2 protein-coding genes are annotated in these 23,721 nt (G+C 45.4%); one reads left to right on the forward strand and one right to left on the reverse strand.

The window, feature by feature from the left end; all coding sequences use genetic code 11:
- Positions 1-108: 108 nt before the first annotated feature.
- On the reverse strand, positions 109-2,085 hold the full coding sequence (locus PARC_RS04540) for a TolC family outer membrane protein (RefSeq protein ID WP_010553239.1): 1,977 nt from the start codon (positions 2,083-2,085) through the stop codon (positions 109-111).
- 239 nt (positions 2,086-2,324) lie between these two features.
- On the opposite strand from PARC_RS04540, the gene PARC_RS04545 reads away from it, so the two are divergent.
- Complete coding sequence (locus PARC_RS04545) at positions 2,325-23,633, forward strand: Ig-like domain-containing protein (protein WP_096058049.1); 21,309 nt, start codon at positions 2,325-2,327, stop codon at positions 23,631-23,633.
- Positions 23,634-23,721: the final 88 nt, after the last annotated feature.

Below are 23,721 nucleotides of genomic sequence, written 5' to 3' on the forward strand. Positions count from 1 at the left end.
GTTATGTAGAACTGCATGCGGTTGTTACTACTAAACCTAAACTCGAGAAATAAATTTAGCTTAAATATTTCAAGCCGAGTTTAGGCTATTTACATAACGTTAATTGACTTAGCTATCAGTAATTACAGCTTCGATACGTCGATTCGCAGCATTTGCTCTTACTGATATTTCGTTTACTCGAGGTTGATCAATACCGTACCCGAACGATTTAACACGTTTTGGTTTTATATCGAATTGTTTAATTAGAATTTCAGCAACAGCAAACGCACGTTTTTCAGATAGTTTGCGGTTATATGTTCGATCTCCATCTAGAGAAGCATGACCTTGTATTTCAACCTGCTTATTTGGGTTTTCTTTTAAAAAATCTGCAAGCCGACTAATTTCTTGAATATATTGAGACCTTACATCGCTTGAGTCAGCAGAAAAAGGGATACCAATCTCTATATTCGAGGTTGATGCGCTATAAATTGTACAGCCAGATAAATCAACATTAGTTGACAGTGGTGTACTCGAACAAGTGTCTTGCTCGTTTGGTACGCCGTCACCATCATCATCTAAAAAGCTACTTTGTGTAGTGTCGGTTTCCAACGGTATATCTAAGTACCTTGGCATAGCGGTTACACTCATGTAGGCATTATCTTGCTTCGCTTTTTTTTGTAGAAATGCCTTGCGGCTAAAGGTGGTTGCTACATCGTAACTCGGACAAATATTTTGTGCGTTATGCACAATAGGATCGTCAGTTAGCTCTTTTAATGTAGGGTATTTACCTGACATTACGTCAAGTGCTGGCAATAATTTCCCCATTTCTTTTAGCATAGTTAAAATAGCCGATTGGCGGTCGTAAAGCGCAACTATGTATGAACGTGTTGATTGGAACGATTCGTTTTCGGCATCAAGTACGTCTAGTAGAGTTCGTTGGCCTATATCAAATTGATCTTTATATGCAATTTTAACTTTAGTTGATGATTCGCGGTGTTGATTAAGCGCTGGCAACTTTTGCTCTAGTATAGTGACGTTGTAGTAGGCAATTTGCAGACTTTGACGAATATCAATACAGGCTTGATCTCGTTGATATTTTGCAATGTTTATATCTTGATAAGCTTGTTCTAAATTAGCGCTATCAAGACCACCGTTATACAAGTTATAACTAATATCTATGCCGACTCGCGCTTCTGTTCTGGTTTCATTTTGACCAAGCTCATCTCTATCTTGGCTACCGTAGCGGGCAGATAAATCTACGTTAGGATGAAAGGCCGCTTTTTGTGCTTTGGCGTTCGCCTTTTGCGCTTCAATATTATACAAAGAGGCATAAAATGAAGGGCTGTTTTTGTAGGCGACGTCTAGCGCTTGGTTAACCGAAATTGGTATATTGTTTTCATCAAGGTCAGCTTGCTTTATATCGTTCATAGGTAGCTCACCTACAACTCTTAGGTAGCGAGCGCTTACATCATGTAAATTTGAGTACTCCGTTAATACATTAGATTGCGCTAGAGATAAACGGCCACTAATTTGTTCTAGGTCTGCTGCGCGCGCTACACCGGCGCCTACGCTTTGCTCTATTTGTTGGTATACAGACTCGTGCTCTTGTAAATTAGCTTCTGCAAGTTGTACTAACTCTTTGAATTTTTGTACGTCAAGTAGTGCAATCGAGGCTTCAAGTGCTGTTTGTTCTGTTTGAGAAATAAGCTCAAAGTACCTAATAAGTTGAATACGTTTAAAACGGTCAACTGTATTAGATGTTCTAAAACCGTCATAAAGCATTTGAGTAACGCTTAATTCGGCTGTATTACGGTTATATTCTTCTTCAATACCGTAATTTCTTCTTTCATATCCTGCACTTGCTGATACATCAACACTTGGTAAATAACCTGAACGGGCAGCATCCACTCCATAAATAGAAGATTTAAAAGCATGCCATGCTTCTTGTACTTCAGGATTGTTTTCAATCGCTTTACTTGAGACGTATGTAAGTGGCATTGCTGATTGTTCGTTTGCATGCACGTAGTTTGATAAAGTTACGGCTGTAATCGCTAATCCGATTAACATAGTCCCTTGATGCTTTTTAAAAGTGTTTTTTATAATCATTTCTTCCTCTTAGATCCTGTTAAGACCGAAAATACTCTTTTAAATATTTAGTAAAGGAGTGCTAATTTTGCAAGTAATCTTTTCGGGTAGCATGAAAAAAAATTTCTACCACTTTTTTGTTGATTTTTTATTTTTGAATTTTTCTTCTAAACCTGTACTTGAGTCCAGTATCTATGTGCTTTTTTTGTTCTACCTTTAATTTATTAGATTGTTATTTTAAAAAGTTTGAGGGTACCTAAATGGAAGCAAATCAACTTGTAGTTATTGATATTCAGGGTTCGGCGGGTGTTGTGTTGGATGATGGATCAATAAGAGCGTTAAACGTGGGTGACATTATTACCGTAGGTGATTTAGTTGTTACTGCTATTAAGTCGTCGTTACAAATAGATGTGCAAGGTGAAACCTTATCTATACCCGCAAATCAAAAGGTAAAAATAACACCAGACCTATTAGCGAAAGAAGCAAGAGACTCTAGCGAAACAACTGTTTTTGATGAAAGTTTAGATGAAGCAATCGCAAGCTTAGATTTAGGTACAGAACAAGACTCATCAACGGCGGCTAATTCAGATGTAACAGATTTTTTAGATGCATTAGAGGGTGATGGGGACATTTTAGATAATTTAGAGGCAACAGCCGCTGGTGGCGGTAATGCAGCTGGTGCAGATGGAGGTAGTTCGTTTGTACAGTTAACCCGAATTTCTGAAAGTGTTGATCCTAGTAGTGTTACTTTTGATTCTTCTTTTGATCAAAGCGCTACTGAAGCTTTTAATTTAAGAGATACCTCTGATGGTATTGTGCCTGACGCAACTTCGGCTTCTATTTCACTTAATGAGCTGGGCGTTACTAATTCATCACAACCAACAATTACCGGTACGAGTGAAAACTTAATTGGCGAAACGGTTAATGTAACGGTAACTGATGTTGATGGAAATTCTCAAGTAGTTAGTGTTGTGATTGGCCCTGATGGTACCTTTGAAATAACCCTACCAACTCCAGTTGCGGATGGCCCTGTGACCGTTGTTGTTGAAGCAACAGATCCTGTTGGCAACCCTATAAACGACACTATTTCTATAGAAATTGATACAACACCTCCGCTTATTGCTATTGATCCTGTTGCCGATTCTGCTTCGCAAACAGTGACAGTAACAGGGACTGTATCTGGGTTGAACACTGGGGATAATGTGTCGGTCACGTTAACGGATAGTGCAGGTACGGTACAAACAATTGTTACTCAGGTTGATGCGCTAGGAAATTGGGTTGTTACTACTACCTCACCTTTATCTGAAGGAGAGTTTAACGTAAGCGCAGTGGCGATTGATGCAGCTGGAAATCAAGCTGTAGATCAAGCTTTAGCGAATGTAGATTTAACTGCTCCGGTAATCACAGTAAATGTAACTGATGAAACAAATAACGCAACACCACCACTTGTTGGAACAACAAATGGGGTTCCTGAAGGCACGCAAGTAACAATTACTGTTACAGATAGTGCAGGACAAATACAAACATTAACAGCGGTTACTCAAGCCGATGGAAGCTGGAGTGTAGAAGTTGGGACTCCTTTACCTGAAGGTGATTTTACTGTTGATGCACAAGTAAGCGACAGTGTAGGAAACTTAGCATTAGCAAGTGATTCAGGAGTAGTTGATTTAACGGCGCCTACGGTACAAATTAATAATATTAACGACACTCAAGACACCACGCCAACTATTACAGGTAACGCGCAAGATGTACCTGCAGGCTCTATTATTAGTGTGGTTATTACCGATTTTAATGGTCAAACTCAAACATTATTAACCCAAACTAACGCTGATGGTGATTGGTCTATTGACGTAACTACGCCATTGGCTGAAGGGCAGTTTGAGGTTGATGCAAGTGTAAGCGATGCTGCAGGTAATCAAGCCCAAGCAAATAACCAAGGTGTTGTTGATTTAACAAATCCAGATATTACCGTTACTGCAATTGCTGATACTAACGATACTACACCAACATTTGTAGGTAGGGTAGAAGACGCTCCAGCAGGCTCTGTAATTACAGTATTAGTAACCGATATAAACGGTAGCGTACAAACTTTAACTACTTTATTAAATGAAGATGGCACATGGAGTGTTGATGCTAATGAAATCTTGCCAGGTGGTGAGTTTACAGCAACTGCGTCAGTAACCGATCCAGCAGGTAATGAGGCTACTGCGCAAACAAACGGCGAAATAACGTTTGCTCCTATTTCAATTCAAATCGATGCAATTGCTAATACTAACGATACCACTCCATTTTTAAGTGGTAACACCGGTAATGTGCCTGCAGGTACAACCATTACTTTAACTATTACGGCAAGCGATGGGAGTACATTTACATTACTTGCAGTGACGCAAGCAGATGGTTCGTGGACTGCACAAGTAACAACCCCTCTACCTGAGGGCGACTTTACCGTAGTTGCTGCTGTTATAGATGACTCGGGTAATGAAGCGCAAGCAAGTGCAGTAGGTAATGTTGATTTAACTGTAAGCATTAATTTTATTATTGATACTAACGATACAACACCAACAATTAGCGGTTCTACACAAGACGTAGAACCTGGTGCGTTAGTAACCGTTACATTTACAGGAAGCGATGGCGTAGCAGAAACCGTGGAAGTAGTTACAGGTGCTGACGGAAGTTGGTCAGTTGAGGCAAGTAATGAATTAGTTGAAGGCCAGTTTAGTGTGGTTGCAACAGTGACTGATGCTGCAGGTAATACAGCTTCTGCAAGCGAAACTGGAGAAATTGATTTAACAGATCCTGCAATCACGATTAATCCTATTGAGGATACGAATGATGTAACCCCATCTGTAAGCGGTAATGTAATTGATGTACCTGCAGGGACCGAAGTTACATTAGTAATAACTGACAGTGAAGGTAATGAACAAACACTTACAACAACTACAAATACAGATGGTACATATACAGCGGATATTATTGCAGATCTCAGTGAAGGTGATTTCACAGTAACAGCAAGTGTTAGCGACACTGCAGGCAATAGCAGTACGGCAACTGTTACAGGTACGGTCGATTTAACCGCACCAAGTGTCACTATCAACAATATTGCTGATACAAACGATACAACACCTACTCTTACCGGCTCTACCCAAGGATTAGCATCGGGCAGTGAAGTGACTTTAACTGTTACTGATAGTCTAGGGGCTGAGCAACAGTTAGTTACTACTATAAGTGCGGATGGTACTTGGAGTATTGAGGTTCCAACTGCTTTAAGCGAGGGGGATTTTACCGTAACTGCTAATGTATCTGATAATGCAGGTAACGCAGCTCAAGATTCACAATTAGGCTCAGTTGATACCACCCCTCCTTTAGTTGCAATAAATGACTTTGCTGATTCAAACGATACAACGCCTACATTTAGCGGAACAACAAGTGATGTAGCTCCGGGTAGCCTTGTTAGTGTTTTAGTTACTGATGCAAATGGTGAGTCTCAAACATTGACGGCGGTTGTGTCAGAAGATGGAACTTGGCAAGTTGGTGCAACTCAAGCTGTTGCTGAAGGCGACTTTACAATTACGGCAACAGTAACAGACGCTGCAGGTAATGAAGCAAGCGATACCGGTACTGGAACAATTGATTTATCAGCTCCAATTATAGCAATTAATACAATCCCAGATAGTGCCGATACTACTCCAACAATATCAGGTTCCGTACAAAATGTGCCAGCTGGAACAACGGTTACGTTAATATTGACGGATGCTGGTGGTAATACACAAACAATTACAACACAAACGCTAGCTGATGGTAGCTGGACAGCTGATGCTATTAATGAGTTAGTTGAAGGTGACTTTAGCGTTAATGCCATCGTTAGCGATGAAGCAGGTAACCAAAGTGAAACTTCAGCACAAGGAACTATCGATAATACCGCACCAACTATTACGATTGATGCACTCGCTGATAGTAACGATACAACACCGACAATTTCTGGCACTGCAACGGGCGAGCCAGAAGGCACGGTTGTTACTATTACGGTAACTGATGAAGCAGGTAATCCACAAATAATTACTACAGAAGTGCTCGCTGATGGCACTTTCACTGTTGATGTGCCGAACGAATTAAGTGAAGGTGAATTTACTGTTGAGGTATCGGTTACAGATACTGCGGGCAATGAAACCACAGCAACTACGACTGGCGAGGTTGATACTTTAGCACCGGTGATCACGATAGATGCACTGGCTGATAGTAACGACACCACCCCAACTATTTCAGGCACCGCAACAGGTGAGCCAGAAGGCACGGTTGTTACTATTACCGTGACTGATGAAGCAGGTAACCCACAAATAATTACTACTGAAGTACAAGCTGATGGTACCTTTAGTGTGGACGTACCAAATGAACTAAGTGAAGGTGAATTTACTGTTGAGGTATCTGTTACTGACACTTCAGGTAATGAAACCACAGCAACAACGACGGGCGAAGTTGATACTGCCGCGCCAACAGTTACTATTGACCCCATAGGTGATACTAACGATACCACACCAACAATTTCAGGCACCGCAACGGGTGAGCCAGAAGGCACATTAGTTACAATTACGGTAACTGATGAAGCAGGTAATCCACAAATAATTACTACTGAGGTACAAGCCGATGGCACCTTCAGTGTAGATGTGCCGAACGAATTAAGTGAAGGCGAATTTACTGTTGAAGTATCGGTTACAGATACTGCGGGTAATGAAACCACAGCAACAACAACGGGAGAAGTCGATACTACCGCGCCAACAGTTATTATTGACCCAGTAGGTGATACTAACGATACCACCCCAACTATATCAGGCACCGTAACGGGTGAGCCAGAAGGCACGGTTGTTACTATTACAGTAACTGATGAAGCAGGTAATCCACAAACCATAACCACAGAAGTACAAGCCGATGGCACATTTAGTGTTGATGTACCAAATGAATTAAGTGAAGGTGAGTTTACTGTTGAAGTATCGGTTACCGATACAGCAGGGAATGAAACAACCGTAACAACAACAGGCGAAGTTGATACTGCCGCGCCAACAGTTATTATTGACCCCGTAGGTGATACTAACAACACCACTCCAACTATTTCAGGCACCGCGACGAGTGAGCCAGAAGGTACAGTTGTTACTATTACGGTAACTGATGAAGCCGGTAACTCACAAATCATTACCACTGAAGTGCAAGCTGATGGCACCTTTAGTGCTGATGTGCCAAATGAACTAAGCGAAGGCGAATTTACTGTTGAGGTATCGGTTACAGATACCGCAGGTAATGAAACCACAGCCACAACAACGGGAGAAGTTGATACCACAGCGCCAATAGTGACTATTAACGCGTTAGGCGATACGAGTGATACAACACCGATCATTTCAGGTACGGTTAGCGGGGAGCCAGCTGGTTCAACCGTAACTTTAACCGTGACCGATGCTAACGGTGAATTACAAACAATTACAGCACAAGTAATTGCTGATGGAAGTTGGACTGCAGAAGTATCCGCGGCTTTAGCTGAAGGAAGCTACTCTGTAGATGCAAGTATTAGTGATAGCGCTGGTAATGAAGGCACAGCAAGTGCTTCAGGCACAATTGATACAAGCGCATTGACCATTACCATTGATATTATTGGCGAAACTAACGATCAAACACCTCAAATAAATGGTGATACTTTTAATGCACAAGTTGGCTCTCAAGTGGGAGTTCAGATCACTGACTCAGCGGGTGCAATAATTACTTTAACCACAGTTGTTGATGAAAACGGTCTTTGGAGTGTTACTCCGCCTGCAAATTTAGCTGAGGGCACCATTTTAATTAGTGCAACAGTAACAGACATAGGTGGTGGAACGGCTAATGCAGAGCTTGATGCTGTAATTGATATTACGCCTCCAACAATACAAGTAAATGAACTAGAGACAAGTAATGATACAACACCGGTTATTTCTGGTAACACAACTGACGTAGCTTCAGGCACAGTTATAAATTTAACGGTTACTGATTCTCAAGGGGTTGTTCGTACATTTAGCACTACAACGGATGCCGATGGTAATTGGAGTGTTGAGCTTTCTCAAGAGCTGGCCTCGGGCGATTATTCTGTAGAAGCTGAAGTATCTGATGCTGCAGGAAATAGCGCTTCAACCACGGCTACCGGTAATATAGACACATCAGGGCCTAGCTTAACCGTTGACTTTGATACTCTAACTAACGACTCAACACCTACCATTTCAGGCACTAGTGATGCAGACGTTGGTACCAGCATCACGGTTGTTATTACTGATGGAAACGGGGTTGAACAAACACTTACCACCACAGTAGATACAAATGGTAACTGGGAAGTAACTCCACAAGCAGATTTAAATGAAGGTGATAACACCATAGAAGTGAGTGTGTCTGATGAAGCAGGAAATACGACAACAGTTACGGATACAATTACGTTAGACACACAAGCGCCAATACTCACCATTCAAAACGTAGGCGATGTCAGCGATTTAACACCTGAGCTGCAGGGCACTAGTAATGAAATTGGCGGCACCGTAACACTGACCATCACCGACAGCCAAGGCGCTGAGCAAACCTTCACCACCACCGTTGAAAGTGATGGCCACTGGAATATTGAAATTCCAGGTGCCCTTGCACAAGGTGACTTTAGCGTTGTTGCCAGCATCACTGATGCTGCAGGCAACGACACCATGGCCAACAGTAGTGGTAATGTAGATACCATTACACCGGTTATCACCGTTGATGCACTGGGTTTAGGCAACGACAGCACCCCAGTTGTTAGTGGTACCTCAACAGAGCCTGAAGGCACCGTTGTGAATATTGTTATCACAGACAGTAACGGCGATGAAACACCAATTACAGCCACAGTCGATGCGAACGGCAACTGGCAAGCAATCAGCCCTGAATTACCAGAGGGCAGCTACAGTGTGCAAGCCAGCATTACCGATGCCGCAGGTAACACCGATAGTGCCGTGCAATCGGGCACCATTGATAGCCTCGCGCCAACGCTTGTGCTTGATACCGTGGGCGCAACGAACGATAGCACCCCGACTATCAGCGGAAGTACCAATGCGCCAGCTGGGACTGTTATTAGCATCAGCGTGAGTGATGGCACCACAACAGAAACGTTCACCGCAACAGTACAAGCTGATGGCAGCTGGTCAGCGGATGTACCGAATGCACTGAGCGATGGTGAGCTCACCATTGAAGCTAGCGTGAGTGATAACGCCGGTAATACCACTACATTAAGTGAAACCGCAACACTCAACACCACGGCCCCAAGCATTAGTATTAATGCATTGGTTGATACCAACGACACCACCCCAACCATTAATGGTACAAGCGATGCGGCAGATGGCACCACCATTAGTTTAACGTTTGAAGACAGTGCAGGGAATATTACGACTGTTGATACGACCGTAACGGGTGGTGTATGGAGCGTAGACGTACCAAGCGTTCTAGCTGAAGGCGAATATACTGTCACCGCAGAGGTAGACGATGGTCTAGGTAATATCGGCAGCGCCACCGAGACAGGCGAGATTGACTTAACCGCACCGAGCCTTGTTATTACCAACAACGGTGTAGGCAACGACACCACCCCAACGATTGCAGGTACCAGTGATGCAGTGCAGGGAAGTGAAATAACGATTGTTGTCACTGACAGCAGTGGTACACCGCAAACAATAAGCGCCACCGTACTTGCCAATGGCACATGGTCAATCCCTGTACCGGTAGCACTAGCAGAAGGTGCATACACCATTAGTGCAAGTGTTGAAGATGCCGCAGGCAACGACACCACCGCCACAGGCGCTGGTGAAGTAGACACCACTGCACCGACACTTGTGCTTACCAGCCCAGGTTCAAGTAATGATGTAACGCCGATATTTAGCGGCACAAGCGATGCGGTTGAAGGCACGGTTATTAACTTCACCGTAGTGGATGATTTAGGTAGCTCACAAACGTTCACCACCACGGTTGATGCCGATGGCAACTTCTCGGTCGAAGTAACCACCGCACTGGCAGAAGGACCGTATACGATTACTGCTAACATCAGCGATGTAGCAGGTAACAGCACCGATATTACCGGCAACGGCACAATAGACACGTCCGCGCCGAGTGTGAGTGTAAATGCACCATTATTAACAAACGACAGCACGCCAACAGTCACAGGCACCAGTGATGCACCAAATAGCACCATTACGGTGACGTTTACAGATGCCGCGAATGCGACTCAAAGCATTGATGTACAAACCGATGCCAATGGTAACTGGAGTGCGACACCAACAGGCACATTAGCTGAAGGTAATTACAGCGTTAGCGCCAGCATTACCGATGCTGCAGACAATACAGGCACCGGCACTGACAGTGGCGAAGTAGATATAACACCGCCAGATTTAGCGTTTACACCTACCTTCTTATTAGGCTCATTGGTGTTATTAAACGGTACCTCTGATTTACCGGCTGGCAGTGAAATTACGATTACTGAGCAACTTGTTGGCGGTGGCGTAGGGTTAAGCTACACCACAACCACTGATGCCAATGGTAACTGGTCACTGACTGGTATTGATATCTCATTACTGAACTTAGGCTCAGTGATCGCAACAGCGACCGATGCCGCAGGTAATACCCGTACAATTAGCTCAGATGACTTTGATAATACGCCACCGACACTCACTGTTGATGTTGCAGCACAAAGCGACAGCAACACGCCAATCATAAGCGGCACAAGTGACGCAGGTCAGGGTGCGCAAGTGACGATTGTGGTTACTGATAGCGCAGGCAACCCACAAACCATCACCGCTTTAGTGGATGCCAATGGCAACTGGAGTGCCACACCAGCGACACCGCTAAGCGAAGGTGAAACGACCATAGAAGTCAGTGTGCGCGACAGTGTAGGTAACGAAACCACCTTGAGTGATACCAGTACCATCGACACGCAAGCGCCAACACTCACCATTCAAAGCGTGGGCGATATAAGTGATTTAACACCAGAGCTGCAAGGCACCAGTAATGAAATTGGTGGCACTGTCACACTCACTATCACAGATAGCGCAGGTGCTGTGCAAACCATTGATACAATAGTTGACAGCGATGGCCACTGGGTTATTGAAGTATCAAACGCGCTTGCCCAAGGTGACTTCACAGTTGTTGCGAGCATTACCGATGCCGCAGGCAATGAGAGCACAGCGAATAGCAGTGGCAATGTTGATACGGTTACACCAATCGTCACTGTTGACGCATTGGGTCTAGGTAACGACAGCACCCCAGTTGTTAGTGGTACCTCAACAGAGCCTGAAGGCACGGTTATCAACATTATTATTACTGACAGCAACGGTGATGAACACCCAATTACAGCCACAGTCGATGCAAACGGCGATTGGCAAGCAACTAGCCCTGAATTACCGGATGGAAGCTACACCGTGCAAGCCAGTATCACCGATGATGCAGGCAACACCGGTGGCGCCACACAAACTGGCACCCTTGATACCTTAGCGCCAACATTGACGTTAGACACCGTCGGCGCCACCAACGACAGCACGCCAACAATTAGCGGGACATCGAACGCGCCAGCGGGCACAGTGATAAACATCAGCGTAAGCGACGGCACCACAACCGAAACGTTCACCGCGACAGTACAAGCCGACGGCAGTTGGTCAGCAGATGTGCCGACAGCATTAGCTGATGGAGAGCTTACTATTGAAGCCAGCGTGAGCGATAACGCCGGAAACACCACCACATTAAGTGAAACCGCGACACTCAACACCACCGCGCCGAGCATTAACATTAATGCCTTGGTTGATACCAACGACACCACACCAACCATTAATGGTACAAGTGATGCGGCAGATGGCACCACCATTAGTTTAACGTTTGAAGACAGAGCAGGGAATATTACGACTGTTGATACGACCGTAACGGGTGGTGTATGGAGCGTAGACGCACCAAGCGTTCTAGCCGAAGGCGAATATACTGTCACCGCAGAGGTAGACGATGGTCTAGGTAATATCGGCAGCGCCACCGAGACAGGCGAGATTGACTTAACCGGACCAAGCCTTGTTATCACCGACAACGGTGTAGGCAACGACACCACGCCAACGATTGCAGGTACCAGCGATGCACCGCAAGGCAGTGAAGTAACCATTGTTGTCACCGACAGCAACGGCGCAGCGCAAACAATAAATGCCACCGTGCTTGCTAATGGTACGTGGTCAATTCCTGTACCGGTAGCACTTGCAGAAGGTGCATACACCGTAAGCGCGAGTGTTGAAGATGTGGCAGGCAACGAAGCCACCGCCACAGGCGCTGGTGAAGTAGATACCATTGCACCGACACTTGTACTTACCAGCCCTGGTTCAAGTAATGACATCAACCCGACATTTAGCGGCACAAGCGATGCGGTTGAAGGCACCGTTATTAACTTCACCGTAGTGGACGATCAAGGCAATACACAAACCTTTGCGACCACTGTGGATGCCGATGGCAACTTCTCTATAGAAGTACCGACTGAATTGGCTGAAGGACCATACAGCATCGAAGCAAGTATTAGCGATGTGGCAGGTAACAGCACCGGTATTACAGGCAACGGCACCATTGATACGACCGCACCGAGTGTGAGTGTAAATGCGCCGTTACTAACCAACGACAGCACGCCCACGGTTACGGGCACCAGTGATGCACCTAATAGCACTATCACAGTTACGTTTACAGATGCAGCAAATGCAACTCAAAGCATTGATGTACAAACCGATGCTAATGGTAACTGGAGTGCGACACCAACAGGTACATTAGCTGAAGGTGACTACAGCGTCAGCGCTAGCATCACCGATGCCGCAGGCAACACAGGCACCGGCACGGACAGTGGCGAAGTAGACGTAACCCCGCCAGCACTTGCCTTTACGCCAACGTTTGAGCTTGGCTTATTAGTCACATTAAGTGGTACGTCTGACTTGCCAGCAGGTAGTGAAATTACTATTACCGAGCAACTTGTTAACGGGGGTATTGGTGCAACTTATACCACTACAACGGATGCGGATGGCAACTGGTCATTAGTCGGATTAGATGTATCGTTACTTGATGTTGGCTCAGTGATCGCAACAGCGACCGATGCCGCAGGTAACACGCGTACAATTAGCTCAGACGACTTTGATAACACACCACCAACGCTTACTGTTGAGGTTGACGCACAAAGCGACAGCAACACGCCAATCATAAGCGGCACAAGTGACGCAGGTGAGGGTGCGCAAGTGACCATAGTGGTTACTGATAGCGCAGGCAACCCACAAACCATCACCGCACTTGTGGATGCAAACGGTGATTGGAGTGCCACACCAACCACACCGCTAAGCGAAGGCGAAAGCACCATTGAAGTGAGTGTACGCGACAGTGTCGGCAATGAAACCACCGTGAGTGACACCACGACTATCGACACGCAAGCGCCAACGCTCACCATTCAAAACGTAGGCGATGTTAGCGATTTAACACCTGAGCTGCAGGGCACCAGTAATGAAATTGGTGGCACCGTAACACTCACCATCACCGACAGCGGAGGCATCAATCAAACCCTTAGCACCGTTGTAGGCAGCGATGGTCACTGGGCAATCGAAGTATCGACAGCCCTTGCACAAGGTGACTTTAGCGTTGTTGCCAGCATTACCGATGCGGCAGGCAATGAGAGCACAGCGAATAGCAGTGGCAATGTTGATACGGTTACACCAATCGTCACTGTTGACGCATTGGGTCTAGGTAACGACAGCACCCCAGTGATTAGTGGTACTTCAACAGAGCCTGAAGGCACCGTTGTAAACATTGTTATTACCGACAGTAACGGTGATGAGCACCCAATCACCGCTACTGTGGATGCAAACGGCGATTGGCAAGCAACCAGCCTTGAATTACCAGATGGAAGCTACAACGTACAAGCCAGTATCACCGATGATGCAGGCAACACCGGCGGCGCCACACAAACAGGCAGCTTAGATACTTTAGCGCCGACACTGACGTTAGACACAGTAGGCGCCACTAATAACAGCACGCCAACAATTAGCGGGACATCAAACGCGCCAGCAGGCACGGTTATAACGATTAACGTCACGGATGCAGATAATACAGAAACGTTCACCGCGACAGTACAAGCCGATGGCAGTTGGTCAGCGGATGTACCGAACGCGCTAACTGATGGTCCACTCACTATCGAAGCAAGCGTAAGCGACAGTGCAGGGAACACCACTACATTAAGTGAAAACGCAACACTCAACACCACGGCGCCAAGTATCAGTATTAATGCACTGGTTGACACTAATGACACCACGCCAGAAATTCGCGGGACAAGCGATGCGGCAGATGGCACCACCATTAGTTTAACGTTTGAAGACAGTGCAGGGAATATTACGACTGTTGATACGACCGTAACGGGTGGTGTATGGAGCGTCGATGCACCAACTGATTTAGCCGAAGGCGAATATACTGTCACCGCAGAGGTAGACGATGGTCTAGGTAATATCGGCACCGCCACCGAGACAGGCGAGATTGACTTAACCGGACCAAGCCTTGTTATTACCAACAACGGTGTAGGCAACGACACTACGCCAACGATTGCAGGTACTAGCGATGCACCGCAAGGCAGTGAAGTAACCATTGTTGTCACCGACAGCAGCGGCGCAGCGCAAACAATGAGCGCCACCGTACTAGCCAATGGTACGTGGTCAATCCCTGTACCGATAGCACTTGCAGAGGGCGCATACACTATTAGCGCGAGTGTTGAAGATGTGGCAGGCAACGACACCACCGCCACAGGCGCAGGTGAAATAGATACCACTGCACCGACACTTGTACTTACCAGCCCAGGCTCAAGTAATGACATCACCCCGACACTCAGTGGAACAAGTGATGCGGTTGAAGGCACGGTTATTAACTTCACGGTTATGGACGATCAAGGCAATACACAAACCTTTACCACCACGGTGGATGCCGATGGCAACTTCTCAGTCGAAGTGCCAACAGCACTGGCAGAAGGGCCGTACACGATCACCGCCAATATCAGCGATGTGGCAGGTAACAGCACCGATATTACCGGCAACGGCACCATTGATACCACAGCACCAAGTGTGAGTGTAGATGCGCCAGTATTAACAAACGACAGCACGCCCACGGTTGCGGGCACCAGTGATGCACCTAACAGCACCATCACGGTTACGTTTACAGATGCAGCAAATGCCACTCAAAGCATTGATGTACAAACAGATACTAACGGTAACTGGAGTGCGACACCAACAGGTACATTAGCTGAAGGTAATTACAATGTCAGCGCCAGCATCACTGATGCTGCAGGCAACACAGGTACAGGTACAGATACAGGCGAAGTAGATATAACACCGCCAGATTTAGCGTTTACACCTACCTTCTTATTAGGTTCATTGGTGTTATTAAACGGCACCTCTGATTTACCGGCTGGCAGTGAAATTACCATTACTGAGCAACTTGTTGGCGGCGGTGTGGGCGTAAGTTACACCACAACCACTGACGCCAATGGTAACTGGTCACTGACTGGTATTGATATCTCATTACTGAACTTAGGCTCAGTGATCGCAACAGCGACCGATGCAGCAGGTAATACCCGTACAATTAGCTCAGACGACTTTGATAATACGCCACCGACACTCACTGTTGATGTTGCAGCACAAAGCGACAGCAACACGCCAATCATAAGCGGCACAAGCGATGCAGGTGAGGGTGCACAAGTGACGATTGTGGTTACTGATAGCGCAGGCAACCCACAAACCATCACTGCGCTTGTGGATGCGGATGGCAATTGGAGTGCCACTCCAACCACACCGCTAAGCGAAGGTGAAAGCACCATTGAAGTGAGTGTACGCGACAGTGTCGGCAACGAAACCACCGCGAGTGATACCACCACCATCGACACGCAAGCGCCAACGCTTACGATACAAAATGTAGGTGATGTAAACGACCTAACACCGACATTACAAGGCACCAGTAACGAAATTGGCGGCACTGTTACACTCATCGTGACCGACAGCGACGGCGTAGTGCAAACCATTACCACCACCGTTGAAAGTGATGGCCACTGGGACATTGAAATCCCAAGTGCGCTTGCGCAAGGTGACTTTACTGTAAGCGCCAGTATTACGGATGCTGCAGGCAACGACACCACCGCGAGCAGCAGTGGTAACGTAGACACCATTACACCGGTTGTCACCGTTGATGCACTGGGCCTTGGCAACGACAGCACCCCAGTTGTTAGTGGTACCTCAACAGAGCCTGAAGGCACGGTTGTAAACATTGTTATTACTGACAGCAACGGTGATGAACACCCAATTACAGCCACAGTCGATGCAAACGGCGATTGGCAAGCAACTAGCCCTGAATTACCGGATGGAAGCTACACCGTGCAAGCCAGTATCACCGATGATGCAGGCAACACCGGTGGCGCAGTTCAATCAGGCACTCTTGATACCTTAGCACCGACATTAACACTGGATACCGTGGGCGCTACGAACGACAGCACCCCAGCAATCAGCGGAAGCAGCAATGCGCCAGCGGGCACAGTAATAAACATCAGTGTAAGCGACGGCACCACAACAGAAACGTTTACCGCAACAGTACAAGCCGATGGCAGCTGGTCAGCAGATGTATCGAATGCACTGAGCGATGGTGAGCTCACTATCGAAGCAAGCGTCAGCGACAGTGCAGGCAACACCACTACATTAAGTGAAAACGCAACACTCAACACCACTGCGCCGAGCATCAGTATTAATGCATTGGTTGATACCAACGACACCACCCCAACCATTAATGGTACAAGCGATGCGGCCGATGACACCACCATTAGCTTAACGTTTGAAGACAGTGCAGGGAATATTACGACTGTTGATACAACCGTAACGGGTGGAGTATGGAGCGTCGATGCACCAACTGATTTAGCCGAAGGCGAATATACTGTCACCGCAGAGGCAGATGATGGTCTAGGTAATATCGGCAGCGCCACCGAAACAGGTCAGATAGACCTTACTGGCCCGAGCCTTGTTATTACCGACAACGGTGTAGGCAACGACACCACGCCAACGATTGCAGGTACCAGCGATGCACCGCAAGGCAGTGAAGTAACCATTGTTGTCACCGACAGCAGCGGCGCAGCGCAAACAATGAGCGCCACCGTACTAGCCAATGGTACGTGGTCAATCCCTGTACCGGTAGCACTTGCAGAAGGTGCATACACCATTAGCGCAAGCGTGAGCGATGTAGCAGGCAACGACACCACCGCCACAGGCGCTGGTGAAATAGATACCACTGCACCGACACTGATCCTAACGAATCCTGGTTCAAGTAATGACATCACCCCGACCCTCAGTGGAACAAGTGATGCCGTTGAAGGCACGGTTATTAACTTCACCGTGGTGGACGATCAAGGTAATACACAAACCTTTACGAGCACTGTGGATGCTGATGGCAACTTCTCTATAGAAGTACCGACTGCCTTGGCAGAAGGGCCATACACGATCACCGCTAACATCAGCGATGTGGCAGGTAACAGCACCGATATTACAGGCAGCGGCACAATAGACACCGCTGCTCCAAGCATTACCGTTGATGCGCCAGTATTAACAAACGACAGCACACCGACAGTTACTGGCACCAGTGATGCGCCTAACAGCACCATCACGGTTACGTTTACAGATGCAGCGAATGCAGTGCAAACTATTGATGTACAAACCGATGCAAGTGGTAACTGGAGTGTAACGCCAAGCGGCGATTTAGCCGAAGGTAATTACAATGTCAGCGCCAGCATCACCGATGCCGCAGGCAACACAGGTACGGGTAAAGACACTGGCGAAGTGGATATAACCGCTCCGGATCTTGAAATTATTCCATCGTTTTTATTAGGAAATTTGGTTTCTCTTTCGGGAGATTCTGATCTACCGGGAGGCTCTGTAATCACTATTACAGAGTACCTAGTTGGGGGGGTAGTTGGCGCAACTTATACAGCGACAACAAATCCTGATGGTACGTGGGGGCTTGCAAACATAACAGTACCTTTACTAAACCTTGCCTATGTGACTGCCAGTGCAACGGATGCCGCCGGTAATGTAAGAACAGTTAATACGCTTGATTTTGATAACGTAGCGCCAGAGCTAACCGTTAGTGTCGATGCTTTATCTAATGACAGTACACCAGTAATTAGCGGCACCACCGATATGGGGCAAGGCACTGTAATTAATATAACCGTGACTGATAGTGAAGGAGAAAGCCAAGCGTTTACTGCGACAGTTCAAGCCGGTGGCGACTGGTCTGTTGCTGTACCTGCAGAGCTAGCGCAAGGTCAATATACCGTTGTTGCAGAGGTTAGAGACAGTGTTGGTAACTTAACAACGCAGCAGGCTCAAGGTGAAATAGACAGTGTTGATCCTACATTAATTGTGAACGAAGTTAACGCGACAATAGATACAACACCTACAATTTCAGGCACAAGTAATGAGATAGGTGCAGATGTAAGCATTATTATTGGTGGTCAAACACTAACAGCAACTGTGGGTACTGATGGCAATTGGCAAGTAGATGTCCCCGTAGCACTTGTTGATGGTGATTATACGGCGCAAGTAAGTATTACCGATGACGCTAATAATACCAGCAGCACGACTATTGATTTAACAATTGATACCCAAGTGCCTGTTGTTGCACTTAATAATATAACTGTATTTAACACCGATACACCCATTATAAGTGGTACTTCAACTGAACCACAGAATACGGTGGTCGATATAGCCATTACAGATAGCAATAATGACACACACATTTTAACTGCAATAGTTGATGCTAGCGGCGATTGGCAAGTTACAGCGCCAAGCTTGCCAGATGGCAATTATGATGTAGAGGTAAGTATTACCGATGATGCTGGTAATACAGGCTCCGATACAGGTTCGAGTTTTGTTGATACTCAAGCACCAAGTATTACTATAAATGCATTAGGTACAATTAATAACAGCACGCCAACTATTTCAGGCACATCCAATGAACCTGAAAACACGAGTATTACAGTAACTGTGACCGATGGAGATAGTACCGAGGCTTACACCGCTGTTGTTGGCGCAGGAGGTGCTTGGAGTGTAAATATAACAGACGCACTGACTGATGGTGAAGTAATAGTTTCTGCAACTATTGTCGATACCGCAGGTAATAGTGCTTCAGCAAATGCTACCGCAACGCTAAATACTAATGCGCCTACAATCAATATTAACACAATTGTTGATACGAACGATCAAACACCAGCAATATCGGGCACAAGTAGTGCGGCAGATAACACAGAAATTACGGTCGTTATAACTGACGTTAATAACGTTTCACATACTGTAACTACTTCGGTTGTAGGCGGTATTTGGGGTGTTGATGCGACAAGTATTCTTCCTGAGGGGGAGTTTACTGTTTCGGCAAGTGTGACTGAAGGAGGCTTAACGAGTAATGCAACGGGCAGTGGTGTTATAGATTTAACAGCACCAGCACTTAATATTACACCGCTTGTAACTTTAAATGATACAACGCCAACTATTTCAGGCACAACCACCGCACCACAGGGCGCATTAGTTATTATTTTAATTACTGATAGCTTAGGTGCAGAGCAAACGGTTAATGCTACGGTTGGTGCAAATGGCACATGGTCAGTAGCTGCAAGTGCAGAGTTGAGCGAGGGCACTTACACGATTTCAGCTTCAACCACAGATACAGCCGGTAACCCTGTAAACACAACTACTACAGGGGTAATTGACATAACAGCGCCAGTTGTAACTATTAGCGATATTGTTGGAAGTACAGACCTAACCCCGGGTATTTCTGGGAGTGTGACAGGTGCCAATGTGGGTGATGCTGTTGCAGTGGTATTCACCGATGCACAAGGTAATGAGCACACTGTAAATACAACAGTTCAAACTGGTGGTATATGGTCTGTAGAGGCAAGTAGCTCTCTTTCACAAGGCGATTATTCAGTTGAAGCATTTGTTACTGATAGCGCGGGTAATACCGGGGATGCAACAGATACAGCAACCATTGATACAATTGCTCCTGAAATTAGTATTAATCAAAGTTCATTAATACTAACTCAAGATAGCACTCCATTGATTACAGGTACGTCTAACGAGGAAAATACAAACGTTATTGTTACCTTTACTGATTCTGCTGGAGTTTCTCATCAAATGACAGTCCAAACAGACGCTAATGGTGACTGGCAAGCGGCTGCTGATAATATTTTGGCTGACGGTGTTTACAGTGTAAGTGTAACTATTAGCGATGCTGCAGGCAATACTTCTACTGATAGTAAAACCGGTGGAGAGGTTGATACCGTGGGACCAGAGCTAACAATAGTGCCTTCGTTCCTATTAGGTCAGTTGCTTTCTTTATCTGGCACCTCTGACTTAGGTGAAGGTAAAACAGTTACAGTTACTTTAGAATTAGCGGGCGATTTACTTGATTTAACATACGATGTAACCACTGATGCAAATGGCGACTGGAGGCTGGTAGGCTTGGCAGTTAATGTTATTGGCTTATCAGTTGTTGAGGCTTCAGCAACCGATGAAGCAGGTAACGCCACCACGATAACAACTGCAGATGTAGATGCCTCAACGCCATTACTTAATGCCGTGGTCGACTTTGTAAATGGGCAAGGAGACTTGCCGATAATTAGTGGTACGACTGACCAAGCACCAGGCACTGAAGTGCTAATTAGAGTTGTAGATAGCGAAAATGTAGTACAAGAGCTTACGGCTATAGTGCAAGCCGATAATACGTGGGCTGTACAAGTTCCTCAATCATTGGCTGAAGGAGTCTTTACTGTTACTGCTAATGTATTGAGTGAAGTAGGGATCACAGCTACAGAGCTGCTCACTAGAGTAGTAGATACCATCTCGCCAACTCTAATCTTAGACGTTATTGGTACAACATCGGATTCATCGCCAATAATTCAAGGTACTAGTGATTTAATTAACGGCACTGTAAAAATTCAGCTTGATGATGGTTCGATAGTCGAGACGACAGTTAATGCTGCAGGGGAATTTACACTTCAACTAGATGCATTATCTGAAGGGCAGCACGTTGCTAATGTCAGTATTACTGATGATGCAGGCAACGTAGTAAACGATACCCTCGTATTTGTAGTTGATTCATTAGTACCAGTTGTGAGTATTCTACCGTTGAGCATCAGCAACACCGATATATTAGAGATTTCAGGTTCATCATCAGAAGAACCAGGTACAGATATTGACGTAACAGTGGTTGATAGCAATGGCAACGAAACTGTATTTAATACTCTACTTGATGGCGACGGCAATTGGTCTTTAGAAACTAGTAGCTTATCAGATGGTATATATACTGTTTTTGCGAGTATTACTGATGCGGCAGGTAATACAGGGCAGTCGGTCACTGAGCAAGTAACCATAGACACTTTACCCCCAGAGCTAGGAGTTGAGGTAATTGGTGTACTTAATACACTAACACCTACCATTACAGGTAATAGTGATGAAGACGCAGGTAGTTCAATTACTGTGAACATCACTGACTCATCAGGCGCAGTACAAACAGTCACTGCTACTGTTCTGGGAGATGGTACTTGGTCTGTCATTGCTCCTTTATTACCAGAAGGAGAAATTACAGTTGAAGCCATTAGTACAGATGATGCAGGGAACATTGCAAAAGCAACGCAAACAGGCACTATTAGTACAACCTTACCTGGTTTATTAATTAATCAAATTGTAGATACAAGCGATACAACACCTACGATTACAGGTACCACTGATGTATTAGCAGGTGATGTACAGGTAGTTATTACCGATAGTAGCGGTACAACAACTACTTACAACACACAGGCTATCGCGGGAGTATGGACGTTAACACCTAGCGTTCCATTAGCTGAAGGTGCCTTTACTGTAAGTGCTACAGTTGAAAACTTAGGGCTTACAAGTTCCACAAGTCTTGGTGGCATTATTGATTTAACACCACCAACAATTGAAATTGACCAGTTAGCAGTTACAAATAATCCGCTACCTACTATTGAAGGGAAAAGTGACGCACCAGCAGGTACAAATGTGAGTGTTGTTATTACTGATGTTAATAACGACTCACAAACATTAACAGCTCAAGTTGGAGTAGATGGCACGTGGTCAGTAACAGCTACCACCGCATTGAGTGAAGGTAGCTTTAGTGCAACAGCATCAATAAGCGATACAGCGGGTAACTCTGCTAGCGATACTATGGGGTCAAGCACAGACTACACAGCGCCAACTGTAGTCATAGATCCAATATTGGTAGGGCAAGATACAACACCTACTGTTACAGGGTCAGTAATTGGAAGTTTTGCAGGCGCGTTAGTAATTGTTATGTTTACTGATTCAGCTGGTGCCACTCACAATGTTCAAACAAACGTGGATCCTGATGAGATGTGGAGTGTGACATCAACAGAAGTACTTTCTGAGGGGAATTACAGCGTTGATGTAAGCATTGTTGATGGTGCAGGTAATATTGGAGCGCAATCATCGAGTAGTATTATTGATTCAGGCATAGGAATTAATTCTGGCTTAGAGTTAACAGCCGATAATACACCGAAGATTACTGGTATTGCAGGAGCAAATGAAGATATTACCGTAAGCTTTATAGATGAAAGCGGTACTATCCTAACCAAGGATACGAAAACGAGTGAGTCGGGTGTATGGAGTGTCTCACCAGATACTGATTTAGCTGATGGGGCTTATACTGTAACAGCAGTTGCAACTGATGCATCAGGCAATACAACATCAAGCGGTAGCGTATCTGGATTGATTATTGATACCACGCCAATAGGTTTTGAGGTTGATTATTATGGTACAACTTTAGGTCTGGGTCTTTTACTCCCATCAGTTGAAGGGACGACAGAGCCATTTACTAAAGTATACGTTGTTGGCGCTTCATTATTAGGTGTTAACTTACTAGGTTTAGATTTAGATGTATTAGAAAGTAATGGAAACTATTTCTTTTCAAATCTCTATGGTCAATGGGGGGGGGGGTTAGGTTTAGCTAATATAAACATTGGTGGAGGAGAGCAGTATTATTTTTTTACTGTTGATGAAGCAGGAAACTACTTAATCAAAGATACTAAAAATAACGATGTTACTGTAGATTTTTTCGATAATGGATCGGGCTCAGCCTCTGGCGACACAATCCCTGAATCATTTAGTGAGGAGTCGGCTTTAGGCGATACAACCCCTAATGAAGTTTCAATCAACAACGTATTAAGCACTGAAACGATTGATTTAGGTAACTTGAGTGGTCTATCAGCACCTGAGCAAACGGTGCAAATGAGTTCGGCAGAACCGCTTAATATTGATGACGTTATTATCAGCGAAGATGCAGAGCAGCTTATAGCGCTAAATACGCTGGTTGAGGATGAAGGCTCTGCAATTGCTTATACTCCAGCTCAAAGTGGGGGAAGCATTGATGCAGCAGCACCTGCGGTTGATGTACAAAATCAATCGGAAGAGATGATTAAACACTTAATTGAAAGTAGTAATAATCAAACGGATATTTAATCTCAATAAAGCCCTCTTAATTATTTTTAAGGGGGCTTACATTATTAAGCAAATGGATATTATTTATAACGAAATTTAAGAACAAAGG

Origin of the sequence: Pseudoalteromonas arctica A 37-1-2 (assembly GCF_000238395.3) — a bacterium.
Classification (GTDB): domain Bacteria; phylum Pseudomonadota; class Gammaproteobacteria; order Enterobacterales; family Alteromonadaceae; genus Pseudoalteromonas; species Pseudoalteromonas arctica.